At 57.6% G+C, this 24,670-nt stretch carries 23 protein-coding genes and 1 tRNA gene; 14 read left to right on the forward strand and 10 right to left on the reverse strand.

Features of this window, described 5'->3' with window-relative positions; genetic code table 11:
- Nucleotides 1-12 precede the first annotated feature (12 nt).
- Nucleotides 13-3,243 (forward strand): type I restriction endonuclease subunit R, encoded by a 3,231-nt coding sequence (locus OVA24_RS05825; protein ID WP_267674251.1) that lies wholly within the window; start codon nucleotides 13-15, stop codon nucleotides 3,241-3,243.
- A gap of 68 nt (nucleotides 3,244-3,311) precedes the next feature.
- Here OVA24_RS05825 and OVA24_RS05830 read toward each other — a convergent pair whose 3' ends face one another.
- Together OVA24_RS05830 and OVA24_RS05835 are read right to left on the reverse strand one after the other, a co-directional pair.
- Nucleotides 3,312-3,785, reverse strand: a complete 474-nt coding sequence (locus tag OVA24_RS05830; RefSeq protein ID WP_267674252.1) for a hypothetical protein — start codon at nucleotides 3,783-3,785, stop codon at nucleotides 3,312-3,314.
- 26 nt (nucleotides 3,786-3,811) lie between these two features.
- Nucleotides 3,812-4,267: a hypothetical protein gene (locus OVA24_RS05835; RefSeq protein WP_267674253.1), complete on the reverse strand. Its 456-nt coding sequence runs from the start codon at nucleotides 4,265-4,267 to the stop codon at nucleotides 3,812-3,814.
- A gap of 825 nt (nucleotides 4,268-5,092) precedes the next feature.
- Between OVA24_RS05835 and OVA24_RS05840 the strand changes: the two genes are divergently transcribed.
- The 5 genes from OVA24_RS05840 (at nucleotide 5,093) to OVA24_RS05860 (ending at nucleotide 10,098) form a co-directional block, all read left to right on the forward strand.
- The gene (locus tag OVA24_RS05840) at nucleotides 5,093-6,409 is read left to right on the forward strand and encodes a site-specific DNA-methyltransferase (RefSeq protein ID WP_267674254.1); all 1,317 of its coding nucleotides are present in this window, start codon (nucleotides 5,093-5,095) and stop codon (nucleotides 6,407-6,409) included.
- Nucleotides 6,406-6,777 carry a DUF5681 domain-containing protein gene (locus OVA24_RS05845; RefSeq protein WP_267674256.1) on the forward strand — a complete coding sequence of 124 codons (372 nt, stop codon included), beginning with the start codon at nucleotides 6,406-6,408 and terminating at the stop codon, nucleotides 6,775-6,777. Before OVA24_RS05840 ends, OVA24_RS05845 begins: the two co-directional genes overlap by 4 nt.
- Nucleotides 6,774-7,763, forward strand: a complete 990-nt coding sequence (locus tag OVA24_RS05850) for a hypothetical protein (protein ID WP_267674257.1) — start codon at nucleotides 6,774-6,776, stop codon at nucleotides 7,761-7,763. Before OVA24_RS05845 ends, OVA24_RS05850 begins: the two co-directional genes overlap by 4 nt.
- A 117-nt stretch (nucleotides 7,764-7,880) precedes the next feature.
- Nucleotides 7,881-8,327 carry a DUF2924 domain-containing protein gene (locus OVA24_RS05855; protein WP_267674258.1) on the forward strand — a complete coding sequence of 149 codons (447 nt, stop codon included), beginning with the start codon at nucleotides 7,881-7,883 and terminating at the stop codon, nucleotides 8,325-8,327.
- Nucleotides 8,320-10,098, forward strand: coding sequence for a recombinase family protein (locus tag OVA24_RS05860; protein WP_267674259.1), 1,779 nt, complete (start codon nucleotides 8,320-8,322; stop codon nucleotides 10,096-10,098). The genes OVA24_RS05855 and OVA24_RS05860 overlap by 8 nt, the downstream gene beginning before the upstream one ends.
- 319 nt (nucleotides 10,099-10,417) lie before the next feature.
- On the opposite strand, the gene OVA24_RS05865 is transcribed toward OVA24_RS05860, so the two are convergent.
- Entirely contained in the window at nucleotides 10,418-10,819 is a 402-nt protein-coding gene (locus OVA24_RS05865) for a hypothetical protein (RefSeq protein ID WP_267674260.1), read from the reverse strand.
- Nucleotides 10,820-10,882: 63 nt separating this feature from the next.
- Here OVA24_RS05865 and OVA24_RS05870 point away from each other — a divergent pair, with 63 nt between their 5' ends.
- From OVA24_RS05870 to OVA24_RS05905, 8 genes are all read left to right on the forward strand, one after another.
- Nucleotides 10,883-11,410: an Hsp20/alpha crystallin family protein gene (locus tag OVA24_RS05870; protein WP_267674261.1), complete on the forward strand. Its 528-nt coding sequence runs from the start codon at nucleotides 10,883-10,885 to the stop codon at nucleotides 11,408-11,410.
- Nucleotides 11,411-11,541: 131 nt separating this feature from the next.
- Entirely contained in the window at nucleotides 11,542-12,480 is a 939-nt protein-coding gene (locus tag OVA24_RS05875; RefSeq protein ID WP_267674262.1) for an Hsp20 family protein, read from the forward strand.
- 325 nt (nucleotides 12,481-12,805) lie between these two features.
- Nucleotides 12,806-13,252 (forward strand): Hsp20/alpha crystallin family protein, encoded by a 447-nt coding sequence (locus OVA24_RS05880; protein WP_267674263.1) that lies wholly within the window; start codon nucleotides 12,806-12,808, stop codon nucleotides 13,250-13,252.
- A 117-nt stretch (nucleotides 13,253-13,369) separates the two neighbouring features.
- A complete protein-coding gene (locus OVA24_RS05885) occupies nucleotides 13,370-13,735 on the forward strand; it encodes a hypothetical protein (protein WP_267674264.1) in 366 nt (121 codons plus the stop codon).
- A gap of 814 nt (nucleotides 13,736-14,549) precedes the next feature.
- The gene (locus OVA24_RS05890; RefSeq protein WP_267674265.1) at nucleotides 14,550-15,062 is read left to right on the forward strand and encodes a hypothetical protein; all 513 of its coding nucleotides are present in this window, start codon (nucleotides 14,550-14,552) and stop codon (nucleotides 15,060-15,062) included.
- On the forward strand, nucleotides 15,028-16,110 hold the full coding sequence (locus tag OVA24_RS05895) for an XRE family transcriptional regulator (protein WP_267674266.1): 1,083 nt from the start codon (nucleotides 15,028-15,030) through the stop codon (nucleotides 16,108-16,110). Before OVA24_RS05890 ends, OVA24_RS05895 begins: the two co-directional genes overlap by 35 nt.
- Nucleotides 16,111-16,163: 53 nt before the next feature.
- Entirely contained in the window at nucleotides 16,164-16,631 is a 468-nt protein-coding gene (locus tag OVA24_RS05900; RefSeq protein WP_267670548.1) for a hypothetical protein, read from the forward strand.
- Nucleotides 16,565-17,101 (forward strand): IS630 family transposase, encoded by a 537-nt coding sequence (locus OVA24_RS05905; protein ID WP_267675274.1) that lies wholly within the window; start codon nucleotides 16,565-16,567, stop codon nucleotides 17,099-17,101. Before OVA24_RS05900 ends, OVA24_RS05905 begins: the two co-directional genes overlap by 67 nt.
- Nucleotides 17,102-17,247: 146 nt before the next feature.
- Here the strand turns inward: OVA24_RS05905 and OVA24_RS05910 are convergent, their stop codons facing one another.
- From OVA24_RS05910 to OVA24_RS05940, 7 genes are all read right to left on the reverse strand, one after another.
- On the reverse strand, nucleotides 17,248-18,096 hold the full coding sequence (locus OVA24_RS05910) for a hypothetical protein (RefSeq protein WP_267674267.1): 849 nt from the start codon (nucleotides 18,094-18,096) through the stop codon (nucleotides 17,248-17,250).
- A 128-nt stretch (nucleotides 18,097-18,224) separates the two neighbouring features.
- Nucleotides 18,225-18,869 carry a recombinase family protein gene (locus OVA24_RS05915; protein WP_345783433.1) on the reverse strand — a complete coding sequence of 215 codons (645 nt, stop codon included), beginning with the start codon at nucleotides 18,867-18,869 and terminating at the stop codon, nucleotides 18,225-18,227.
- A gap of 265 nt (nucleotides 18,870-19,134) precedes the next feature.
- Nucleotides 19,135-19,224: transfer RNA gene (locus OVA24_RS05920), tRNA-Ser, on the reverse strand.
- Between the two features lie 79 nt (nucleotides 19,225-19,303).
- On the reverse strand, nucleotides 19,304-21,100 hold the full coding sequence (locus OVA24_RS05925) for a hypothetical protein (protein WP_267674269.1): 1,797 nt from the start codon (nucleotides 21,098-21,100) through the stop codon (nucleotides 19,304-19,306).
- Nucleotides 21,101-21,249: 149 nt separating this feature from the next.
- Entirely contained in the window at nucleotides 21,250-22,521 is a 1,272-nt protein-coding gene (locus OVA24_RS05930) for a 3-deoxy-D-manno-octulosonic acid transferase (RefSeq protein WP_267674270.1), read from the reverse strand.
- A gap of 4 nt (nucleotides 22,522-22,525) precedes the next feature.
- Nucleotides 22,526-23,077, reverse strand: a complete 552-nt coding sequence (gene rsmD, locus OVA24_RS05935; protein WP_267674271.1) for a 16S rRNA (guanine(966)-N(2))-methyltransferase RsmD — start codon at nucleotides 23,075-23,077, stop codon at nucleotides 22,526-22,528.
- Nucleotides 23,074-24,597: a hypothetical protein gene (locus OVA24_RS05940; RefSeq protein ID WP_267674272.1), complete on the reverse strand. Its 1,524-nt coding sequence runs from the start codon at nucleotides 24,595-24,597 to the stop codon at nucleotides 23,074-23,076. The genes rsmD and OVA24_RS05940 overlap by 4 nt, the downstream gene beginning before the upstream one ends.
- Nucleotides 24,598-24,670: the final 73 nt, after the last annotated feature.

Consider the following 24,670-nt stretch of genomic DNA (forward strand, 5'->3'; position numbering starts at 1 on the left):
TAATAAGTGAGAATGATCACCGAAGACCAACTCGAACAGCTTGCCATCCAGTGGTTCCAGGACACGGGCTGGAACTACATTCATGGCGCGGTGATCGCGCCTGAAGGCGTGGCGGCGGAGCGGGAGGATTTCAGGGCGGTGGTCTTGAAGGGGCGCCTGGCGGAGGCGGTGCGGCGCTTGAACCCGAAGTTGCCGGAATCCGCGGTGGAGGAGGTGGTGCATGTGGTGACGAAGCCGGAGCATCCCTCGCTGGTGCAGAGCAACCGGGCCTTCCACCGCTATCTGATGGACGGGGTGCTGGTGGAGTTCACCAACGCGAAGGGGGAGAAGGAGGCGGATCACGCGCAGTTGGTCGATTTCACCTGGGCGAGCCGCAATGATTTCCTGGTGGTGAACCAGTTCACGATCACGGGCACGAAGAAGCCGCGGCGGCCGGATCTGGTGTGTTTCGTGAACGGACTGCCGCTGGGATTGATCGAGCTGAAGAATCCGGCGGACCAGCAGGCGGACGTGTGGAAGGCTTTTGATCAACTCCAGACCTATCAGGCGGAGATTTCCGATCTGCTGGTCTTCAACGAGGCGCTGGTGGTGAGCGACGGGATGAACGCGCGGGTGGGATCGCTGACGGCGAGCAAAGAGTGGTTCATGCCGTGGCGGACGATCTCGAATGAGAACGACAAGCCGAAGGTGGAATTCGAGCTGGAGAAGGTGGTGCGCGGGTTTTTCCGGCCGGATCTGTTTCTGGACTACGTGCGGTATTTCATTCTCTTCGAGCAGGACGGGGACGGGCTGATCAAGAAGATCGCGGGCTATCACCAGTTCCACGGGGTGCGGGAGGCGGTGCGGGTGACCTTGATCGCCTCGGCGACGGAGGATTTTTCCAAGGTGAAGGAGGATCGGGCGACCTATGGCAAGGAAGTGGTGCCGGGATCGAAGAAGGCGGGCGTCTTCTGGCACACGCAGGGAAGCGGCAAGAGCATCTCGATGTGTTGCTACGCCGGAAAGCTGCTGCAACAGCCGGAGATGAACAATCCGACGCTGGTGGTGGTGACGGATCGCAATGATCTGGATGGCCAGCTTTTCCAACAGTTTTGCAACGCGAAGGATTTGCTCAAGCAGACACCGGAGCAAGCGGAGAGCCGCGAACAGCTCCGCGAGATGCTGGCGTCCCGGAAGTCCGGCGGGATCATTTTCACGACGATCCAGAAGTTTTCCCTGGAAGGCGCGGAGGATGATCACCCGGTGCTGTGCGAGCGGACGAACGTGGTGGTCATCTCGGATGAGGCGCATCGCTCGCAATACGGGACCAAAGGCCGGCTGGACACCAAGACGGGGAAATACGTTTACGGCTATGCGAAGCACATGCGGGATGCGCTGCCGGGTGCGTCGTTCATCGGCTTCACCGGCACACCGATCGAGAAGGCGGATGCGAACACGCAGGAGACCTTCGGCGGCTACGTTTCGATTTACGACATCGAGGACGCGAAGGAGGACAAGGCGACGGTCCCGATCTATTACGAAAGCCGCCTGGCGAAGCTGGACATCAACCGCGAGGAGATCGACCGGCTGAACAAGGACGTGGAGGAGGTGATCGAGGACGAGGAGGACGTTTCCGCGAGGGAAAGCACCAAGGGCAAGTGGGCGGAGCTAGCGAAGCTGGTGGGCGCGAAGGAACGTGTGGAGGAGATCGCCGCGGATCTGGTGGAGCACTACGAGACGCGAAAAAGCGTGCTGGAAGGCAAGGCGATGGTGGTGGCGATGAGCCGGGACATTTGCGTGAGCCTCTTCGATGAGATCATCAAGCTGCGCCCCCAGTGGGCGGGCACGAAGTTGACGAAGGACGGCAAGGACATCGGCTGGAATCACGAGGACGGCGCGATCCGGATCGTGATGACGGGCACGGCGTCGGATCGGCCGGTCTTGCAGGATCACGTGTATAGCAAGGGTCAGAAGAAACGGCTGGCGAAGCGATTCAAGGATGCGAAGGACCCGCTGAAGCTGGTGATCGTGCGCGACATGTGGTTGACGGGATTCGACGCGCCGTGCTGCCACACGATGTATGTGGACAAGCCGATGGCGGGCCACAACCTGATGCAGGCGATCGCACGGGTAAACCGGGTATTCGCAGGCAAGGAAGGCGGGCTGGTGGTGGACTACATCGGCATCGCCGCGGAGCTGAAGAACGCGCTGAAGACTTACACGGATGCGAAGGGCAAGGGCACGCCGACCTTGAAGGCGGGAAAGGCGCTGGAGGTCCTGTTGGAAAAGCTGGACGTGTTGCGCGGGCTTTTCCATGGCTTCGACTACAGCAAATACGAAGGGACACCGGCGGAGGTGCTGGCGCTGCTTCCTGCGGCGGCAAATCATATCCTCGGCCTGGGCGACAAGAACGAGATCAACGGCAAGAAGCGGTTCCTCGATGCGATGGCAGCGGCGAACGTGGCGTATTCGCTGTGTTCGACGCTGGACGGTGCGAAGGAACTCAAGAAGGAGTTGGCGTTTCTATTCGCGATCAGCGCGGTGCTGCGGAAGTTCGACGGAGTGGACAAGAAGCGCAGCGCGGAGCAGAAGCACAGCGCGCTGAAGCAGATCCTCGACAACGCGGTGAAGGCGGAGGACGTGCAGGACATTTTCAAGATGGCGGGACTGGAGCGGCCGAACATCGGGCTGCTATCCGACGCGTTCCTGGACGACGTGCGGCGGATGGAGAAGAAGAACCTGGCGGTGGAGCTGTTGGAACGGCTGCTGCAAGGCAAGATCAAAGCGCAGACGCGGACGAACCTGGTGCAGGAGAAGAAATACAGCGACCGCCTGATCGAAGCGCTGCGGAAGTATCACAACCGGATGATCGAAAGCTCGCAGGTGATCGAGGAGATGATCCAGATGGCGAAGGACATGCAGGAGGCGATGAAGCGCCACGAGGAGCTGGGCCTAAATCCGGACGAGGAGGCGTTTTACGATGCACTGGCGGATCGGCCGGAGGTGCTGCTATCGATGGGCGATGCGACCTTGAAGAAGCTGGCGAGCGAGCTGACGGAGAAGCTGCGGAACAGCACGACGGTGGACTGGCAATTCCGGGACAGCGTTCGGGCGAAGATGCGGATTCTGATCCGGCAGCTATTGAGGAAATACAAGTATCCGCCGGAGGGATGTGAGGAGGCGATTGTCTTGGTTTTGGCTCAGGCGCAGGCTTTGGCGGATGACTGGACGGTGAAGCGAGAAGGAAGATTATCAGCACTTTAACGCCGTTCAAAAGGCCGAACGATTTCAACGACTTGTGACAACAGGGGATAATGCTGTGCCGCAACCGGTCAGAAGCCCCTCAAGGTCGCCTTGTCGAGTGCCGCCTTGTCTGAGGCCGATTTCGCGCTGTATTCCCTCGTTGTGAACAGGAGGATGTGAGTTCTCAGCTCATAGACCGCTTTACGGCTTTGATCGGATAATTCCCAGAAGCCATAATTTTTTGAATCTGTGAGTTTCTTGATCCAGAGCGACTGGCCGCGGTTTGCTTCAAAGAAGGTCTCCCATTCGGCCTCCGTTAGCTCTTGGGAAATTCCGACCGCGTGGCCTGAGCGTTTGGAAATCAACAAACTATGAACGGTTCCTTTCCAAACCGTGGCTGCAATCGAATATGGCCCTTTGGTGAACGAGTAAACAGCCGTCTCGGCCTCGATTTTCAGGGCGGTTGAGGGCCCATAACGACTCTCGCATTGTTGGAGGGTCTCACCAATTCGGGCGGTGGCGGCGTAGGGAAAGAGACAAAGGCAAGCAACGTATTTGAGCATGTTGAGGATGGGGTGCTGAAATTTGATCAGGGGGCGGAGGGGGCGGAGGGGGCGGAGGCATCCCGGAGGAAGGTAATGATCTGGGACCAGTTCTCCCGAAATTTCTCCTTATCGGGCAGCTGCTTAAGATCCACCTTGTTCCAGCGGTCGCCGCGCGGCAGGGAGCGGATCAAGCCAATTGGAATTACGTAGTATTCCGGTGTTAGAACTTCTTTTCTTCCGTCTTTCGAACCTCGATTGAGAAAAGCAGCGACCACAAAATCGCATTCGAAATTGCTGATTGGGAACCCGGTCGCGCCGGTCCTCCACCGGCTTTTGACCTGAATCTTCGCCGAGGTGTTGGCTTCTGGGTCGGTGGCGACAAGATCGTAGCCGGGCATGTTGGCGTACGTCTTATACGTAGCGATCCGGTGAAGGAGGAGTTGGCCCAGAACCAGAAATTCCGCGCCTTCGCTTTCCAGTCGTGTATCGAGTCTTGTCATCAGCGGTCGGAGCGAGGAAGCGTTGCTCCAAAGTTGGGACCGCGTCAACTGACGAAATGAGTGTTTTGGCTCCTCCTGAGTCCACCGCCGTAGCACTCTCGGCCGAATGTACCTTTCGAACGAGAATGACCCTGACGGCCTGCGCTATGTCGCGCAGGTTGTCGATGTCATCCGTCGCGAAAGGGAGCTCAGGGGATGGTCAGCTTTTCGCCTGGCCAAAGAATCGAAAGTGCATCACTCAGTGATTGTTAGAGCAGAAAAAGGGGAGCGCATTCCAGGTCTGCCGGTTCTCGTTAGAATCTGCCGCACGCTAGGGGTTGAATTCTCTGAGGTCTGTCTCAGGGCGGAGACGAAACTGCGATGAGGAATCCCAATGCAGACCTAGAGTCACCCAGTGCTTTTTGATCCCCGATCATCCTCAAAACGTTGATAATTAGATTGTCGGAGAAAAGTGATCTAATTTGTCGCGCAGTTTTCTTGCGATCTGCTCATTGGCGTCCAAAAGTTAATCGTCATTCCGACCTGTCCGGCACTAGCCTTGCAGGTTCGTGCGGAAGGGGTAGTTCCCTTCACGGGTAAATCCCTAAAGCGCAGATAATGATGGCATAGGATTAACTGCTTCTCAACTTAGGATAACATCTGGATCGCAAGGAGGGCGAAGTCTGGGATCAGACTCCGTCCGACATGCTGCGAAGTGGTTCATGAAGACCAGACTGACCTCCGGCCTTCATTTGCTCGGCGAACTGCCGAGCGATCTGCGTCTTTCAACCCAAAGCTGTCTTGTCAGCCAAGGGGAAACCGCGGCTGAACCACAAACAAAACCAAATGAAGCAATCTCTAATCATTGAATATGTTCCAATCTGGGCCCTCAAGGTCCACGGCTCGAACCCCCGCAAACACAGTAAAAAACAGCTTCGGCAGATCGCTGACAGCATCAAAACCTTCGGCTTTAAAGTGCCGGTTCTAATTGATCAAAACAACCGCCTCATCTGCGGGCACGGAAGGGTCGAGGCCTGTCGCTTGTTAGGAATTGAAACCGTCCCGGCCATCCGCGCCGTTGACCTGGATGAGGCCAAGATCAGAGCTTACATGATTGCTGACAACCGTCTCACCGAAAACGGCGGATGGGATGACATTCTCCTAGGAGAAAATTTCAAGTTCCTGGCAGATCTTGAATTGGACTTCAGCCTGGAAATTACCGGATTCGACTACGGCGACATCGAGCAGTTCATCATCGAAGAGGAAGGTTCCACGTCGGGTGAGCCTCCAATACCCGATGCGGAGGATCTGCCAGCGATAGCCCACCCAGGCGATCTGTGGTTGATGGACAAGCATCGCCTGTTTTGCGGGGACAGCCTGGCGGAAGAAAGTTATCGCAGGCTGTTTGAGGATCAGAGTAAGGCAACAATCGTCTTCACTGATCCTCCTTACAACCTCCCGGCGCGAGAAATCGGCAAAACATGTGCTGCCAATCATGGTGCCTTCGCCATGGGCTCCGGCGAGATGTCCTCGGCGGATTTTACGGACTTCCTTGCCACCGTTTTCGCCCACCTCAAGAAAAATTCGAGCGATGGATCGATTCACTATATTTGCATGGACTGGCGTCATGCTGGCGAACTGCTTGCAGCCGGCGGGCGGGTTTATGACGAATACAAAAACCTTTGTGTCTGGACCAAAACGACCGGTGGCATGGGGACCTTCTATCGCAGCCAGCACGAGCTGATCTTCGTGTTCAAAAGCGGCAAGGGCAAACACCAGAATCATTTTAAGCTGGGAGAGCATGGGCGCTATCGTACCAACGTTTGGAAACATCCTTCAGTGATGCATCTGAAATCAGCCGACGGCGACAAGAGCGGGAAAGAGGCCCTTGGGCTGCATCCGACAATCAAGCCAGTCGGCTTAGTCGAGGATGCGTTACGGGATTGCTCCCGGCAGGGTGAAATCGTGCTCGACGCTTTCCTAGGCAGCGGAAGCACTCTGATCGCTGCTGAGAAGACCGGACGCGTTTGTTTCGGGATCGAAATGTCGCCGCGCTACGTTGACGTGGCAATCAAGCGTTGGCAGGAGTGGACGGGCATGGATGCGGTTCATGCACGAACGGGCGCTAAGTATGACGAGATCAACAGAGAACAGGCTTTATGAGTGAGGATGCCGACTACGAGGTGGGATATAAAAAGCCACCCAAGAAAAACCAGTTTCCGAAAGGTAAATCCGGGAATTCCCAAGGGCGGCCTAAGAAGGACAAATCCTTGCAGGAGATCGCGAAGACTATCGGGGGGACCAAATTGATTGCTGACGGCAAATCGATCACCCTAACAGAGGCCGTTGTCCGTAGAGCCGCCCACGATGCCGTTAAAAGCGGTGATGCGGGTGCTCGACGATTTTTCGCCGACCTCCTTTACGACAGTCAGAAGGATCAAATGACACTAGAGGATTTCGAGCCCAACTTGGATGATGAGATCGCAATGCGGGAATTGCTCAGTGCCCACGAGAAAAATTCAAAAAAATGAATCCTCTGGAATATAGGCTGATGTATCGCTTGAGCTTCAAAAGCTTTGTACGGTTCGCATTCAGGGAATTGAATCCTAAGCTCTCTTTTCATCCCAACTGGCACATTCCGCAAATGTCCGATCTTCTGCAGGCTTCATTTTTTCATCCTGAAATACCAAAGAGGCTGATTTTCAATCTGCCGCCGGACAGTTTCAAGACGCATGTGTGCGCCGTATCATTTCCTGCCTGGCTCCTCGGACGAGATCCTAGGAAATCAGTTCTGATCCTATCCGAATCAATAGATTTAGCCGAAGAAACAAAAGAACGCTGCGCCGAACTGATGGACAGGCCGCGGTACAAAGCTGTTTTTCATCGGACCAGAATCAAGTCCAACGGTCGGGCGCTAACGCTCACTTATGGCGGAGGAATCCGGTATGGAGGCATCGGAAATTCCTGGGGCCACAAGAAAAGTGATATAGTGATTATCGATAATCCTCAGAGCATGCACACACAGGGAAATCTTGAGATGGCACGATTCCGGGAAATCGGACGCCTTTTGAAAAACCGTATCGAAGGGATTATTATCGTAGCGACCCGGAGGATAGGGGAAGGGGATCTAAGCGGGCATTTGCTCCGGCAATCCCAGAAATGGTTACAAATCGCAATTCCAACGGTGGGCTTGAGCGATGAATCCTGGAATCTTTCCTCTGATGAATACACCCGGCTGACCGGCGAATTGCTGCATCCAGATTACCATGGTTGGAAGTATGTCGAAAGCGAAATTCAGGAGCTGGGAGGCGAGGCGTTTGCTTATCAGCACATGCAGGGCCTTTATCGTCCACAAACACAGGGCCATCGTCCGGGAATCAACGAGTATGGCGAACCGGTTACATACGTTGGCACCTTCGACCCCACCCAGGTGACACTGGAAGACTGCCTGAGGTGGAGAGAGAATCATTCGCAGCGGGTTCGGCTGGATTACCCGGAGAAGCTGCCGTATCTGTGAAGGCTATCCGGTCTGTCGGATTATTTCTGGGACCAATGAAGCCGGGATTCATTGGTCGGCGGAAAAAGACTCCAATGACTTGATCTCTACGGCACGTGGAGCGTGTGTCACCTGGACATGCACTCCATTAGCGAACTGGAAAAACTACCAAAAAAGGACCTGCTGGAACTGTGGCACAAGCTGCCGGGAAAGCAGATCCCACCCACTCGAATCGGTCGCCTGCTGGCGGAAGTGGCTTACCGCATTCAGGAGCAGCGTTATGGCAAGCTCGACAAGAATACGTCGGTTTCCCTGAGCCGACACATGGCTGCCTTTGAGAAATCCCTGGAGCAGGGGAGGCTGGCGAGGCCGGTAAAATCCAAATCGAAAGTCCGGCTGGAATCGGGATCGTTGCTCAGCCGGCAATGGGAAGGCCGGACCATCACGGTGCGGAACCACGGGACTCGGGATTTCGAATTCGAAGGGGTGAGATACAAATCACTCACCGCCATCGCGAAATTGGTCACCGGCCAGCACATGTCAGGCCCGCTGTTCTTCGGGTTGAAGGAGGTGAAGCGTGGCTAATCTGCCCATAAAGCGCTGCGCGATCTACACCCGGAAGAGTTCCGAGGAAGGACTTGAGCAGGAATACAACTCTCTGGATGCACAACGCGATGCAGGCGACGCTTTCATCCGTTCCCAGAAACACGAGGGCTGGAAGGTTCTGGAGGAAACCTATGACGACGGTGGGATTTCCGGTGGCCACCTCGAACGCCCGGGCCTACGCCGTCTGCTCAACGACATCGAAGCGAAGAAGATTGATGTTGTGGTCGTTTACAAGGTCGACCGGCTGTCGCGGTCGCTTGCGGATTTCTCCCAACTGATGCAGCTCTTCGACAAGCACGGCGTTTCATTCGTTTCGGTCACCCAGCAGTTCAACACCTCCAGCAGCATGGGAAGGCTCACCCTGAACGTGCTGCTTTCCTTCGCGCAATTCGAACGGGAGGTGACGGGGGAGCGGATTCGCGACAAGATCGCGCTGTCCAAGAAGAAGGGAATGTGGATGGGGGGAATCCCATTGCTCGGTTACGACGCGGTGGAAGGAAAGCTGCGTATCAATCCTTTCGAGGCGAAGACGGTAGTAGCATGTTTCGAGACCTATCTCGAGAGCGGTGGGCTAATCGATGCCATCACAAAGCTCAACGGACAGGGCTTCAAAACCAAAGCCTACGCGAGCATCAAGGGAAGGATCTTGGTGGCAAGGCCTTGGGTTGCCAAGCAACTCCACCGGGTATTGACCCAGCCTATCTACATCGGAATGGTCCGCCACAAGGAGGAGTTTTTCGAAGGTGAGCACGATGCGATCGTTCCGCAGGAATTATGGGAGCAGGTCCAGACGAAGCTTCGGGAGAACCAACCAGGCTTCCACGGAATCGAGGGACACACGAACGAGGCTGCCATCCGTCAGACGAAACTTGTTCATCCTCTGAAAGGATTCGTCCAAACCGTCGAGGGTTTCGCCCTCACCCCAACCTATACGAATAAAAGCAGCTCCCGGAGTGATGGCTCCAGAACGAGGACTCGCTACCGCTACTACGTCTCCCAGCAATCTATCCGCCAAGGTTACCAGGCCTCGTCGATCAAGACGTTGAACGCGGAGGGGCTGGAAGGAGCAGTGAAACAGATGCTGGTTCAGGCATTGCCAAAACTGTTGCCCCTGGTGTCCCAATCCGAGCTGACGAAGGAGCAAGTCCGGCACCGGCTTGAATCCTACGCGGCGATGCTTGCGGAAACGAGATCATCATTCGAGTTGGCCCGGGCCATCCACCTGCTGGTGCCGCGGATCGTGGTGGGCGACGAGGAGATCAGAATCTACCTTACAGAGCATAGTGTCGTTCGTTTGATCAACCATGTCGCGGAACCGATGCTTCCACCCTCTCCACGCGAATCCCTGGTAATAGGAATCGAATTTGGACCGAGCGAAGCCCTCATCACCGCCATTGTGGATCTGCGCTGCCGGCGGGGAAGGGGACAGATTGTTGATGGTCAGACAGGGAAAATCGTTTCAGCGGCACGTACGGAGCCAAAGCCAGCGCTTATCCAGGCGGTCGTCCAAGCGGAGTTCTGGCGACAGAAGCTGCGGGAGGAGCCATCGAAATCGCTTGGCGAGATCCTCAAACCATATGGGTTGAAAGAGGACTATGTCCGGCGACTCCTCCGTGCCGCTTATCTGGCACCTGAGATCAAGACTGCGATATTTCAGGGAACTCAGCCTCCGGGCCTACAGGTCCAGGATCTCACCGCGGCAGTCTCTTCGGACTGGGGCATTCAAAAGCAGCAGTTGGCTTTCCAGTGAGAGACCTGGTCTAACAGGGAGGGGTTGTCGGACAGGGAGGGATTCGTTAAACGAATCCATTCTGCGCTGATAATCAGTCAGTTGCGAGGAGGAATTCTGAATGAGTGTTACAGACTGGTGTCACATGACAACTCAATTTTGTGTTTCTAGCAGATATTGAGTCTCGCTGTTAAACCGAATCGCCACTTTTTCCAGAGAACCCGCAGGTCTCATGGGCTTCCTAAGCAGGAGGTAAGGTCGTCGCCCCGGCAAAACGAGGGGATAGCTCCGCAATCGGAGTGTCTGGTGTTCCCCCCGGAAGCGCGCTTGCAAGATCACATCAACCGGCTGGACCAGCAGGCTCCGCCGCGTCCACTGCCGCCACGAAATACGCTTCCTCAATGACAAACTGAAGCGACAGGCAGCCATCGGTCCGGCTGGCACGAAGCCCTCCATGGCAATATTCGCAGTTCTGCGCCTCTTCGTCGTCCCATGCTTTTTCAAGCAGCTCGCGGGCGATGCGGCGCATCTCGTCAGGAACTGGGACTCCTCCGCTTTGCTGGGGCCGGGTACTGATGTTCCAGCCTACCGCAGTTGCGGCGGTTGCGACCTTTCCAAAATCGAATTGGGCCATCGTGGTCTCGATGGCCTTCGAACGCAGTTCAATAGGATCGGGATTCATGCCTGAAATCAGGCACAAACATCGGACGATTTCAACCTGAGGAGAGATCAATATCTGCATCTTGACGTCGCGAAAAATCTGATTTTATTTCCAAACAAGGAGCCCCTTTGTGGCGCTCCATACATGAACCGGCTCGCTCGCGAACCGGCGGGGGCAGCGGGCCGGACGAGCACTACCCGCCATATCCATACTGGAAATATGAATGCATTGATTCGATGGAATCCGTTCCACGAATTGGCTGATGTGCATGGCCGTTTATCCAGCATCCTCAGCCGTTCACAGGACGGAACCAGTGTCCCAAGCGAACCCGTGGCCACCCCTGACTGGAGTCCGGTGGTGGACGTCGCGGAGAACGACGGCGGCTACCTGCTGAGGGTTGAGATACCAGGAGTAAGGGAGGATGCCGTATCGGTCCGGCTGGAAGGAAGAAGCCTGTCCATCCGGGGTGAACGCAAGCCCGGTCTAGGCGACGATGTGCGCTATCTGCGCATGGAGCGTGCCTATGGAACCTTCTCACGTACATTCCTGCTTCCTGAAAATGTGGATGCGGAAAGCGTGGAGGCCCGGTTCAAGCTCGGCGTATTGGAGATCCATATTGCCAAGAGCGAGGCATCCAAGCCCCGGCTGATCGAGGTGAAAGGTGAAACCTGAACGACGCGGGTCGCAGACTTTCCAGAAGGAAGGCGCGACGATGCGTCCATACCGAGGGGTGACCTCCAATGGTCACATCGTCCATGGGTGGTCACCCCGCATTCATTTTAACTCAAACAAATTCGAGTCCTATGAAATCATTATCCAATGCAACACAACGTCTCGGTGTGATCCCGGGTGTTATGGCCCTTGGTGTAGGAGCCGTGATGGTGGCGTCACCCCCACTCGCGGGAGCCGCTGAGACCGGCTTTTTGGACAAGGTACAGGAATGGCAGGACAAAATGTCCGACAAGTTCCGCGACACTTGGAAAAGCCTTCGTAACGAAGGGAAGCCGTCGGTGGTCTCGGCATCCGTCGACCTGCGGGAACAAGAAAAGAGTTACATGCTCCGATTGGACTTGCCCGGTCGCGACCTTGAGAAAGTCGAAATCAACCTGAAGGGAGACACGCTGCACATCGTGGTCCCGGAGGCTGACACGCTGGCTCGGTACGAGCAGACCGTTGTCCTAGCGGGTGCCGACACGGGAGCAAAACCTGTTATCGAGCGTAAGAAGGATGACGGGGTGATCACCGTGACAGTCCCGAAAGGAGCGAATCCACCCGGTCCGGTGCGCGTGCCAGCTGCTCCAGACGCTACATGGGGTGCTCCATCACCGTGGGAACGTGACGTTCTCCGCCAAATGGATGACCTCCGCCGTGGCATGGACAAGATTTTCGAGGATGCCTTCAGGGATGTTCCCCGCGCACCCGAATTGGAAAAATACTTCGATCAACCGAGGTTCGGCTCGTTCATCGATCTCAAGGAGGAGGAGACGAACTATGTCGTCACCGCCTATCTTCCCGAGCGTGACGTCAAGAACGTCAATGCGACCATCCAAGGCAAGATTCTCAAGATCGAAGCGCTTGCTGAGGACACGCCCACCGACACGGATAAGGAGGGGAAATCTTCAGTCACCCGGCGCGCATACTATTCGCAGCAGCTCACCCTTCCGGGAGCGGTGGAAGCGGACAAGCTGACTGTTGAAAGGAAAGAGGGTCTTCTGAAAATCACCGTCCCCAAGAGCAAATAACCCACGCCATCCCTGGCGCACGGAAAGTCGCAGGGCCGCTCCTCCGAAGGAGCGGCCCTTTCGCATTCCCGCTCTTCTCTCAAGGCGCGTCGATCCGTCTCAGTAGGAAAATTTGCTGCGGCAACACTGACGCGTTCCAGATAGCACGCTTCTCATAAGCCATTGTATTTCCAACCAAACGAGTTCGGCATGAGTGATGCTAACGCCAATAGTGGGCGGTGCCGCTGTGGAGCATGAGGGCTTCCGAGGTATTCCATCGCCCCCGGGAAGCAGCGGAAAGGTGGACGACCTTCCCGGAGAAATTCCCACCGTTCTGAAAGAACCGATGAAACATACATTGACCCAATGGAACCCGATGCGGGAGTTGGAACACTTCCAGAACCGCATCCTCAACGCATTCGCACCCGCTCTTGGCAGCCGGGGGGACAATCCCTCCGCTTCGGAGTGGGCCCCCTTGGTTGATATCACCGAGGACGACGACGGCTATCACATCGGCGCGGAGTTGCCTCAGGTCGACAAGAAGGACGTGAAAGTCACCCTTGAAAGCGGTGTGCTGACGATCACCGGCGAACGCCGCTTCGAGAAGGACGAGAACAAGCGGAAGTACCACCGGATGGAAAGGGCATACGGCTACTTCTCCCGCAGCTTCTCCCTTCCAACTGATGCCGATCCCTCGAAGGTCGAGGCGGAGTTCAAGGACGGGATGCTCAACGTTCGCGTTGGCAAGAGCGAGGAAGCACGGCCTCGTCAGATCGAAGTAAAGGTCAGCTGACCTCTTCCCGCCGCGAACTGCGGCTCCCTCGCATTCTTACCGAGGCCCGCTTCCCAGTGGAGCGGGTCTTCGTTTTCTATCCTGACACGGATTCATCTCTCACCCTCTGATCTCACAATGTTTCCATCCTCCGAACTCGATCCCCTTATTGATTTCGTTGTTTATCGACTCCGGAAAGCCGAATGGATCTCCGGCTATCAGTTCCAGAAGGATCGTGGCTACCTTCTGGAGTGGACGGCAAAAGGCCGCCAGCGCGCTCTTCTGTTGCAAAAATTGATCGTCCGCCATGAGCTGACGGATCAATCCAATGTCCGGAAATTCAGCACGATATGCCTCGAAGAGGCATCCGCGCCGTCGGACGATCCGGTTCCTGCCGTGGAGCGAGATTTCTGGAGAATCTGCCTTGAGGAGTTGTGTATCGGTCTAGAAGAGAACTCCTTGGCGACGCTGGCGCGGGTGATCGCTTCATGGAAGCCCTCCTAACAGGAACTACGTTACGTATGCATTGCGGGAAGGAGGCAATTCTTATCGATTCATTGAGCTCGGCCACCTCCGATATAAGCCGACCTAAAGCCTAGCCTTTCTAAGGGCGCACGTGTATGAGAAGCCGCCCCCTTTTTGACAACGTCGTCAAAAACAAAATTTCCCTCCGTAAGACCGGGCGGTGGCCGAATCAGAGGAGATCCGTGCTACAAGGGGGTAGCCGTGACCTTCTTCCCCGGTGTTCGAGCAAAAAGCTGCTAGACAGGGAGGGATTCGTTAAATGATGCCATTTCGCCCTAAGGATTAGTGACTTACGATCGAAGAACCGGAGTGAGTATTACAAGTAGGTGCTACAAATCTAGCCGGGAATGGACACGATCGCTGAAACCTGTTGAGATCGGTCTTATGGGAAGCACCACAAACTCGATCATCACAGGCGATTCAAAGGAACGTGTCGCACTTGATTTAATGAAAATCCTAATCTCTGAAAATGCGAATCTGGCAGAGCGCATGAAAGACCCGAAAAAGGGTCTGTTAGATCTCTACAAGAACTGCTTGGAGGCGGTTTCGGGGACACTCCCCCAATAATGGGAGGCATGGCCGTGATTTGCCGCGATCCCCTCTAGATGCCTATTCTCAGAATTTCCAAACGATCAGAGATCCAGAATTTCACATGCTTCGCCCCAACGATTTTGGACAACGTCGTCAAAATCATCGCCATGGGAGGAAGCGATTACCTGTGGGCTTGGAATATTTTTAGGAATATTTACCAAAAGGATTGACGGTCGCGGCACAATAGGACCAAGCTGCCGCCATGACGACCGAGGAACAGTTTCTTTCCGCAGTCCCGTCTGAAGTGTTGCTGAAACTTCGCACGGCCACGGAAGGTGGATTTGGTGATTATGCGAGATCTTACAGCATGGTGGCTGATGCCCACAACAGCCGTGTAGTCGCAAACATCATTAATTGTCACATGGTCGACAGACTGAAGAAGGACGGTTGTGATGAAGACCTCGTTTTCTGTGCTGCAAACCATCGAGATCTTTTTGTCTATCAGAACAAGGTCATTTTTATCTTCAAGAAGTTGGACGAAAAATTGAAGAGTCGCAATTACCCAACACAGGCGTCCCGTCGCTTTAACGCGCAGGAACCCCTCCGAGGGATTCCCGCCGCTCTCCCAAGGGTCGAAATCGGTTACGTTCCCGATCCTGCCGGTGCTGCGATCAACGGAATATTTGCCGTTTACCGCTCAGGAAACATTATCGAGTGGAGCCACGATTTGTACGATTCCCATGACCCAAGACAACGCGACATCAAATTCGCCTAAGCGCTTCAATCCGAAGATGCTTACCCTGGCTCGGGATTACGCCGAGATGACTCAGGCTGAACTTGCAGAAGAACTCAAGGTCAGCCAAGGCAGTGTGTCGAAATTAGAGGAAGATTTGATACCTGCGTCCGATGAAACACTGGAAAAGCTGTCGCGGATCTTTAAAAGGCCGGTAACCTTCTTTTGCCAATTTCCGGGATTCCCGCTCACATTAGAAGGGCATTTCCGGAAAAAAGCATCGCTGACGAAAAAGCTCCTAAAAAAGGCCGATTCGAGAATGAACATCGAACGTCTTCAGATCAATCAGCTGGTAGAGAGTTCTTCCTTGGATTTTTCTGATCCGCCGTTTTGTAATCCCGATGAATACATAGGAGGTCCAAAGCAGATAGCCCAAGAAATTAGAAGATTTCTGCAACTACCACCTGGCCCCATCGAAGACTTGGTAGAGGTTGTGGAACGGTGCGGTTGCATCGTCAGATTTCTCGACTTTGGGACGCTCCAAATTGATGGATTTGCGATTCTTTCTGGAGCAAACGTGCCCATTATTTTTATCAACAAAGCGTTTCCGTCTGATCGGCGTCGTCTTACTCTGGGTCACGAATTTGGGCATGTGATCATGCATCGAGGCTGCGTAAGGCCGAATATGGACGAGGAAGCCTTCACATTCGCAGGTGAATTCTTGATGCCTGAAAAGGAGATCAAGCCATCTTTGTATCCCCTCAATCTTGAGAAGCTGGCTCGCCTAAAATTAAAATGGAAGGTATCTATGGCTGCCATTCTTCAGCACGCAAAGAGGATTTCTGCTGTCAATGAACGATATTATCGTTACATGCGGGCAGAGTTGAGCAAGAGCGGCTACAGCAAGCAGGAGCCCTACGAAGAAAGTATTCCAACCGAGAAGCCGAAACTACTGACCAAGGTATTCCGGCATTTCAAAGATGACCTCGGTTATTCAATCGAAGAAATGTCGACGTTGATTTTCGCCAGCCAAGAGGAGGTGAAGTCTCTTGCTCGCCCCAATCACGACAGATTTACGATTTTAGATTAGAGCATTTTAAATAATATTGTAGCCGTTTCAGGATTTGTTGCTATCCTTGCCTTATGGCAACGATCTCGGTCGATCTCCGGCAGCGCATCCTCAAGGCTTATGATCGTGGCGATGTCAGCCGCGGACAGGTGGCCAGCCGCTTTGAAGTGTCACTGGGCATGGTCAAAAAGCTGCTCCAGCAGCGGAGCCGTCTCGGCGACATCTCCCCGCTCCATCACCGCAGCGGCCGCAAACCCATCATCCTCGATTCCCACCGCCGTGAGATGCGCCTCCTCCTGGCTGATCAACCCGATCTCACCCTTGAGGAGATCCGCGCCCGCCTCGGTCTGGAATGCACCATCCAGGCCATCCATTACGTGCTGGCTGACATGGGGCTGACATATAAAAAAAGACGCTCCGCGCCGCCGAGCAATCCCGGCCGGACGTCGCCCGCAGCCGCCGGATCTGGCGCAAAATCCAAGGAGGATTTGAACCTTCCCGCCTCGTCTTCCTCGACGAATCGGCGGCGAAAACGAATATGACCCGTTTGCGCGGCCGCTCTCCGCGCGGAAAACGCCTTCATGCCAGCGCCCCGTGCGGCCGTTGGAGGACCACGACGATGATCGGTTCGATCCGGCAGGACGGCAGCACCGCCTGTATGACGGTTGAAGGAGCCCTCAACGCGGAGGTGTTCCGGACTTACGTCCGCGAGATCCTGCTGCCCACGCTCGCACCGGGGGATATCCTCGTAATGGACAATCTCAGCGCCCATAAGGATCGTGAGGCCCTCAACCTGCTGGAGGAAGCAGGCGTGAAGGTGAGATTCCTTCCGGCTTATTCTCCGGATCTCAATCCGATCGAACTGATGTGGAGCAAAGTCAAAGCACTCCTCCGCAAAGCCGAAGCGCGCACCAATGAAGCGCTTCTCCTGGCAATCGGCGACGCGTTGTCCCGCGTCACCCAAAAGGACGCCGCCCATTGGTTCGCCCACTGCGGCTACGGATTTATTTAAAATGCTCTAGTCCGTGGAATCAAGCCCCTCATTGCGCTTGGCGCTTGAATTCGCGCTGAATGAACTCACATTCTCGCATTTCACCTTGTCGGAAAAGGCAGCGGGTGAATTCCACCCTCGTTAGCACGCAGCCACCAAGTCGCACATCACGCTTTAGGAACGTTCTTTGGCCTTAGAATCCCGAGTTCGTGGAAAAGCGAATTGGGAGGCAACAAAAGTTTGATGTTGGCGGAGATTTTTCCACCGGCTTCCCGAACGACGATTGGCTCTTCAACGATAAATACCATCGTAGAATCTGGATCTCTTTCTTTTGCCTCTTTAGTCAGGGCATCATAGAATTCGGAAGCGGGCACCAACTCGGGATAGAAAGTCGTGGCGACGTAGCTACCGTAGCTCTGAAGCATCTGAATATGGAACTCTCTAAGCGTCGAAACCAAGTCAATCGTAGGATCAGTTGATTTGAGACCAGATCGCTTCCAGTCTTTGCTCTCCCGGCATAAACGCGCAGGATCGGTTGTAATTTTTATGGTAACAGAGGTGTCCGTTACTTGCCGATTAAAGTGCCCGACAGCTAATCCCACATGCTGGACATATCCTCTAAAATCAAGCACGAACGCAAAGGGCTTGCACGCTCCACATAATTTGGTGAGGAACGCTTCATACTGATCCAATTTCGCCGTATCCTTCTTGAATCGGCGACGAAGTGAGACTTTGAAGTGCTCTTGAATCGAATAGGCGAAGGTCAGATAGTTTAGAATCAAGCGTTCTATCTCCTCTCCTGAATTCGCGTCTTCTTCCGCCGTTTTGCAAAGCAGCGTATCGAGGTAGTCCCGAAGTTGTCTGTAATTGGCTTCCAACATTCGGAACAGCGAGAGGCGATTCCTCGCCTCCGACACGCCCTTTGTGAACTCCTTGTGCTGTTCGATCTCGTCGGATCTTAGGGGTCTAATCTCTTCAAATCTCCCTCTCTGGATATTTCGTAGCGCCAGCTTCATATCGCCGATTGTGATGAAGCGGAATCAGGAGTCGATAAATCCATGGTGTTGTCCTACGGGTGATGGCGCTTATCCCGACGTCACGAAGCAAGAGCGATAGCGGAGCCTTGGGAACTAGCACTAGTCCTCTAAGAACCTAAACGTTTCAGAAGGCGATGGATAGAAGTGGTGTGCCAGTCCCTTCCCTGTGGAGTTGGTATCTTCAGTCGATTCAAAGCAGCGGTGATTTCCCGGACGGAAGTGACTCCGGCTTTTCTCAGCTCTTGGATCGTAGGCCTAAGGCTTTCCGCAGCGACAAACGCTCGCTCGCGGTTTTCCGCTCCCAACTTGCTGCCGTTCTTTCCAAGAATCACTCCCCGGGCCTTGGCGCTGGCAAGCGCTGCCTTCGTCCGCGAGGAAATAGCGCGAGCCTCTTCCTCCGCCACAGCGGCAAGGTTTTGGACGGTAAGGCGGTTTGCCGTCGGATTATCGACCGCTAGAAACTCAATACGCGCCTCCATCAGCCCGGAGATGAAGTGAAGATTCCGGGCAAGTCGATCCAACTTAGCGATGATGAGAGTCGCCTTTCGCTTTTTTGAAAGGGCGAGGGCAGCATTCAACTGAGGGCGGTTCTTTCGCTTACCGCTCTCTACCTCCACGAACTCTCCTACCAGCTCCCAATTTCCACCGTTGAGGTACTTCTCCACTGCTGACTTCTGAGCCTCTAATCCAAGGCCGCTTTGTCCCTGCTTGGCTGTCGAAACTCGATAATACGCCACAAACTTGCCGTTCACGTTCACACATATACGGTCGTTAATGTGGCGCGGAGTAAAAGTGCACAAGCACCTGGAGGCTTCGAAACGCCTCTCTTCATTCCAAAATATCCGAAAGTGAACTACGCACCTAAATCGTTTGAGAGAACCGGGCGTAAAGCGAGGGAATCCGAGGGCGGGAATTGCTTTCCGGTGGAACAGAGAGAGCCGGGAAAGCGGCTGTAGCCCCGCAACGTGGGGGAATCTGGGATTTGAAAGAGAACTGAAAAGTTCGTCTCTCGGAAAGTGGCGGAACGAGAGGGATTCGAACCCTCGGTACGGTTACCCGTACGTTCCCTTAGCAAGGGAGTGCTTTCGACCACTCAGCCATCGTTCCTGAAACCGGGTCGAGGGGTTTGAACCATAGCGTGGGGGTTGCGTCAACCCCTGCTTTCAAAAGTTGGGAGTCCGTCCGTTTATTCAGGCTTCTGGGGCTCCTCGGAGGGTTCGGCGAAGTCGGCGTCCGGGAGCTTCTCGCTGTCGTCACTCTCGGGCTCCGGCTGTTGCGGGGCTTCGGATGGCTCGGTGAAGTCGGAGTCCGGGAGGGCTTCGGCGGTGTTCTCCGGCTCGGGTTGCTGTGGGGCCTCGGAAGGCTCGGCAAAGTCGGAGTCGGGGAGCTTTTCACCGTCGCCTTCCGTGCCGCTGGCTTCTTCGGCGGAGGCTTCCGGTTCGGCGGAGTCGAGGGCGGATTGCTCCGCTTCGGCGACTTCGGGCGTTTCGAGGGCGACGGGTTCCTGAAGAAGTTCTTCGGCTTCCGGAGCGGCTTCCTCATCGGCGGAGGCGGATGCCCCAGCGGCTTCTGCGGTGTCGGCGGCAGAAGCAGCACCGGCGGCTTGGGCACCGGCTTCTCCCTCGGCTTTCGGTGCCTTCGGGCCTTTGGCCTTTTTCTTCTTCGGTTCCTTGGGCGGGGTGGGCTCGCGGACCTCCTGCACGACGAGGGTGTCGTCGGTGTAGAGGAGGATGTGGCCCTGCTGGAGGAGCCAGAAGAGATCGGCGGCGTATTCGGCGGGCGGGGCGGTGCTGCCTTCGGGCAGGACGGACTCCCAGAGACCGGCGAGCTTGGCCGGCTTGTTCTCGCGGATCCACGCGACCATCTTGCCGGGGCGTTCCGCGAGCACGGCATCCGCAGCGAGCGCGTGCGGACGCGCGGGGCCGGTGTGGAGCTTGCCCTGGCGCTTGAAGACGGGCAGGTGCTCAGCCTCCAGGGCGCGGCACACGGCAGGGATGAGGATGGCGGGATGCTTGCGGGCGTGGCTGCCGGCGATGCGGAGCGAGGCGAGCAGCGCGGGCGAGAGGTTCTTGCCGGGGATGGCGGCGGAGACTTCCGCCTTGCGCGTTTCGCGGAACGCCTTGTCAAAGGCGGTCATGGAAAGGGCACGCTCGGCATCGCCGCGGTCGTCGATCCACGGGGTTTCCCCGCCGGCGTCCTTCAGCCGCCAGCGGATCTTCTGCTTGGTGGTTTCCAGCCAGGCGTTGACGGCCTCTTCGCCGCGCTCGGTGCGGACCTTCGCGGAGTAGGCCTCGAACGGCATGTTGGAAAACCGCTCGCGGTGCAGGCGGCGGAGGTTGGTCTGGTAGGAGTGGAAATTCGGCGGTCCCAGCCATTCGCCGCTCAGGCCGCAGCGGGCGACGGACTGGAAGTTTCCGGTAGGCGGCTCCACTTCGACGGTTTCCTCTTCCAGGAGCTGGGAGCGGAGATCCGACTGCCACAGGTGGCGCAGGGCTTCCTCGCGGGTCAGGAAAAGCGACTCATCCAGCTTGCCGGCGAAGAACGCGGGCTTGGACTCCTCCGTCTCGAACACGGCCTTGAGCCGTGCACGCTCGGCGAGGAGAATCTGCGCGACATCGAAGAGAGGATAAACACGTGCGACCTGGTGGACTTCCTTGCCGATGAGATGGACGGCCTGTGCGTCCGGGGAGATGGTGACGCGCACGCCCGGTGCGGGGGCGATGTCCTCACGCTGCGGAGGGCCGCCACGGCGATCCTGATAGGGCCGTCTGCCACCACCGCCGCCGCCGCCACCACGGTCATCGCGGAAATTCCTGCGCCCGTCACCACGCTGGTCACGGTCACGGAATCCCTGCTGACGGTCATCGCGACGGTCGTCCCGCCGCGGCGGACGTTCGTCCTTGGCGTCATCGGATTTCGGTGCTCGGGCAGGCTTTCCAGCGTCACGCGCCCAGGACGGGCCGAGGGCGAAATTGGAAAGCAAACCTTGGAGTGGATCGGGCGCGGGATCGGTCACAGCAACAAGCTTAACGGCTCGTTTTGAAATGACAAACTCCGCTTTGCATCAAATCCGGACCCATTGCGGGGTTGGAAAGCGGCCATTTCCGGCCGATGCGGCGATCACCAACGCGGTCATTCCAACCACGAAACGACGCGTGCGGTCGCGCCCTCATGCACGGCCAGCACACCGGCGGCGGAGTTGGTGAGGCGTTCGCGCGATGCGGGATCGAGCGCGGTGCGGATGGCGGCGGTGAGGGCGGTCTGGTCGGCGGCCTGCAGCGCACCGCCCGCCGCGATGACGTGGCTGATGAGCGGCTCGAAGTTCTCCATGTGTGGACCGACGATGAGCGGCTTGCGCGCGAGGATGGCTTCGGCGGGGTTCTGGCCGCCTGTGGACAAGAAGCTTTTGCCGATGACGACGACGTCCGCATGCGCCGTCCAGTCGCGCAGCTCGCCGGTGGAGTCGATGACGAAGCAGGCGCTCGCCGCATCCGCAGGCGGGACGAACGATGAGCGCAGGGAAACCACAAACCCCGCCTTCTCCAGATCCGCCTTCACCTCCGCGCGGCGTTCCGCGTGGCGGGGGACGATGACGGGGAGCACACCGTCACCGGCGGCGCGGATGGCCTCCGCGATCCACGCTTCCTCACCGATGTGGGTGCTGGCAGCCATGACGGCGGGCCTGCACGGGCCGAAGGCATCCAGCAAGGCCGTGAACTCGGGCCGCCGTGCGGGGTGGGCGCCGCTGCCGGGGTCGAACTTGATGCTGCCGGTGTGGCGGATCTTTTCCGCAGGCACACCGAGGTTTTCCCAGATGGCGATGTCTTCCTTCTCCTGCACGGCCACGCCTTCCAGCATGGAGAAAAGCGGGCGCACCCAGTCGCGGGCCTTGCCATAGCGGCCGGCGGAGCGCGGGGAGAGCCGGGCATTCACCAGATGCACGGGGATGGCGCGCCTGCGGCAGAGGCGCAGCAGGTGCGGCCACGCCTCACCCTCAATGAGGACGATGCGCGCGGGCTCGAAGCGGTTGAGGTAGCGGCGGACCATCCACGGGAAATCGAGCGGGGAATACGTGACGCGCAGGTTTTCCAATCCCGCTCCCGTTGCGACCGCGTGGCCGGTGGCGGTGCCCGTCGCCAGCACGAACTTCCGGTCCGGCGCGGCCTTGCGCCACTCGCGGATGAGCTTCAGCGCGATGATCGTTTCGCCGACGCTCACGGCGTGGACGTGGACCGCCCCGCACGGCTCGTCATCCAGGCGGGTGGTGTAGATGGCGGCGCGTTCGCCGAGCCGCGTGCCGAAGCCGCCACGGCGGATCATTTTCACCACCCAGCCGGGAAAGGCGGCGATGAACAGGAGCGGCAGGAGGAGCCGGTAGAGCGTGAGGGCGATGAAGAAACGCATGCGTTCAGGAAATGGCTTCGTAGCGGAGGATGGCGCTGCTGCCGTATTCGCGGCGGTCCACCAGCGTCCACGCGGCGGACTCCGGGCTGCGCTGGTTCGAGGAGATCTCCGCGATGAACGATCCGCCGGGGGCGAGGCGCGGCGCGAGGAAGTCGGAGGTGAGCAGGGCGGTGACGTGGTCCTTGTCCCCGGCGTGCTTGAAGTACGGCGGATCCGCGAAGATAAGGTCGTAGGTGGCGGCGTCCCGCTTCAGGAAAGCCTGTGCCTCCGCACGGACCACGCGGCCTCCCTCCAGCCGGGACTTTGTCAGGTTCTCCGTGATGACGGCGACGGCCTGCCGGTGCTCATCGACAAAGACGCAGGAGGCGGCGCCACGGCTGAGCGCCTCCAGCCCGAGCGCGCCGGACCCGGCGAAAAGGTCCAGCACGCGCGCGTCCTCATTCCGCTCCCCCAGGATGGAGAAGATGGCCTGGCGGACGAAGTCCGTGGTGGGGCGGGCGACGGCGGACGGCACCTTGATGGCCAGACGGCCTGCTTTTCCGGCGATGATCCTCATGGTGGCGTGGCGGTGGCGGGTGGTTTCGGTTGGCCGGCGAGCGGGCCGTTTTTCCCCAGGCGGATCTGGATGTCACCGAGGCTGCCGGACGCCTCGATGTCGAGCGCGGCGCGCTGCGGGGTGGACATGGAGCTGAAGGCCGGTGGCGCCTGCAGGCCGGGGAAGAAGCGATTCACGATGCCGATGGTGGTTTCCGGCGGAGCGACGATGCGCAGCACCCCCGCAGTGCTGCCGTTGGAAAGGATGGTCGCATTTCCCAGCATCGAAAGCTGGTCGCCGATGATCCGGGCATCCATGACGGACAGCGCGCCGCGGCGCAGCACGGTCACGCTCCTGGCTTCGTCGAACTTGGTTTCCTGGCCGTTGGAGGTGACGGAGGGCTTCGTCGCGCGGGTGGAGAATGCCGCCTCCCAGGTCGAAGGGAACAGCAACTGGCCGCGGAAGCGGAGATCCGCGGATGCTCCGGGTGCTTTCATCACGGCGTCGCCGGGCAGTGCCAGGGACTTCACCTCCTGGTTGGGGGCGGTCGCCGCGAACGCGATGGGGATGCCGGGAACCATCGCAAGCTGGCAGGTGAAGCGCGTTGCGAATCCGCCGACCTGCTCGTCAAACGGAGCCATCGTGATCACCGGCGCACGCCACGCCAGGCTCAGGTCCCGTTTCGTCATCAGCACGCTGTCGAAGGATTTCAGCGAGCCGATGGTGAGGGTGGAGGTGCCGGGATCTCCCGCGATGGGGATCTTTCCGGTGATGCCGGAGCTTTCCAGAATCCCGGTCTCCGTGCCCGCCATCACCAGCGTGAAGGAAGCGTTCTGGAGGTGGATGAAATCCGTTGGGATGGATGGTGGGGGAGCCGCGGCAGGAGCGGTGGATGCGGGCTCCTTCCGTGAGGTGGCAGGGCTGGATGGTGGCTGGCCTTCGGTGGAATGCGGGGTGCCCCCATCCGTCCGGGGGGGGGAGGCCGTGGCGGGGGGAGCCGCAGATCCTCCGGAGGGAGATGGAGTGACAGGGGGCGTGGCGGCCACGGTGGGTTCTTCAGATTGCCGTGGGGTGTTTTCCGCTTCACGGGCAGGAAGGGGCGTGTCCGCTGCGGGGTGGGACGCCAGCAGGTCTCCGGCCGGCAGGACGGGATGGGTTTCCGCCGCAGGTGGGTTCATCGCCACGGGAGGCGTGGCCGGAGTGGCAAGAAAGGAAAGGATTTCGACGGGCAGGACGATCCGCGGCGACTCCAGGGAGATGCCGCGGAGGTCGGGCTCTTTGGTGAAGACCGTCTTCCAGACCGGGCGGACACGGAGCTGCGGGATGCGGACCAGCGGCTCCTTGATGAGTTCACGGAGCGGCTCCGGCTGTTGCATCGTGATGCCGCGGAATGTCACCCCGTTCCAAGGTGACCAGGACGCTCCGTCGATGGAGGTTGTCAGGGTGGTCCTTGTTTGGATCTTGCGGGAGAGCCAGCCGCGCGCCCATGGGCTGCCCAGCGCGAGGTTGCTGAGACCAAATGCGGCCGGAGGAAATGCCACCACCAGGATCAAAAGCCGCCGCAACCAGCGGCGCGGGCCCCGGCGACGGACGCCTGTTGGGGCTACCTCATCC

Source organism: Luteolibacter sp. SL250, assembly GCF_026625605.1.
GTDB lineage: Bacteria > Verrucomicrobiota > Verrucomicrobiia > Verrucomicrobiales > Akkermansiaceae > Luteolibacter.

Excerpts from the sequence above, each read along its gene's own strand:
- OVA24_RS05825 (WP_267674251.1), top strand. The coding sequence starts at position 13 with ATGATCACCGAAGACCAACTCGAACAGCTTGCCATCCAGTGGTTCCAG.
- OVA24_RS05830 (WP_267674252.1), bottom strand. The coding sequence starts at position 3,785 with ATGCTCAAATACGTTGCTTGCCTTTGTCTCTTTCCCTACGCCGCCACC.
- OVA24_RS05835 (WP_267674253.1), bottom strand. The coding sequence starts at position 4,267 with ATGACAAGACTCGATACACGACTGGAAAGCGAAGGCGCGGAATTTCTG.
- OVA24_RS05840 (WP_267674254.1), top strand. The coding sequence starts at position 5,093 with ATGAAGCAATCTCTAATCATTGAATATGTTCCAATCTGGGCCCTCAAG.
- OVA24_RS05845 (WP_267674256.1), top strand. The coding sequence starts at position 6,406 with ATGAGTGAGGATGCCGACTACGAGGTGGGATATAAAAAGCCACCCAAG.
- OVA24_RS05850 (WP_267674257.1), top strand. The coding sequence starts at position 6,774 with ATGAATCCTCTGGAATATAGGCTGATGTATCGCTTGAGCTTCAAAAGC.
- OVA24_RS05855 (WP_267674258.1), top strand. The coding sequence starts at position 7,881 with ATGCACTCCATTAGCGAACTGGAAAAACTACCAAAAAAGGACCTGCTG.
- OVA24_RS05865 (WP_267674260.1), bottom strand. The coding sequence starts at position 10,819 with ATGCAGATATTGATCTCTCCTCAGGTTGAAATCGTCCGATGTTTGTGC.
- OVA24_RS05870 (WP_267674261.1), top strand. The coding sequence starts at position 10,883 with ATGAACCGGCTCGCTCGCGAACCGGCGGGGGCAGCGGGCCGGACGAGC.
- OVA24_RS05875 (WP_267674262.1), top strand. The coding sequence starts at position 11,542 with ATGAAATCATTATCCAATGCAACACAACGTCTCGGTGTGATCCCGGGT.
- OVA24_RS05880 (WP_267674263.1), top strand. The coding sequence starts at position 12,806 with ATGAAACATACATTGACCCAATGGAACCCGATGCGGGAGTTGGAACAC.
- OVA24_RS05885 (WP_267674264.1), top strand. The coding sequence starts at position 13,370 with ATGTTTCCATCCTCCGAACTCGATCCCCTTATTGATTTCGTTGTTTAT.
- OVA24_RS05890 (WP_267674265.1), top strand. The coding sequence starts at position 14,550 with ATGACGACCGAGGAACAGTTTCTTTCCGCAGTCCCGTCTGAAGTGTTG.
- OVA24_RS05895 (WP_267674266.1), top strand. The coding sequence starts at position 15,028 with ATGACCCAAGACAACGCGACATCAAATTCGCCTAAGCGCTTCAATCCG.
- OVA24_RS05900 (WP_267670548.1), top strand. The coding sequence starts at position 16,164 with ATGGCAACGATCTCGGTCGATCTCCGGCAGCGCATCCTCAAGGCTTAT.
- OVA24_RS05910 (WP_267674267.1), bottom strand. The coding sequence starts at position 18,096 with ATGAAGCTGGCGCTACGAAATATCCAGAGAGGGAGATTTGAAGAGATT.
- OVA24_RS05930 (WP_267674270.1), bottom strand. The coding sequence starts at position 22,521 with ATGCGTTTCTTCATCGCCCTCACGCTCTACCGGCTCCTCCTGCCGCTC.
- rsmD (WP_267674271.1), bottom strand. The coding sequence starts at position 23,077 with ATGAGGATCATCGCCGGAAAAGCAGGCCGTCTGGCCATCAAGGTGCCG.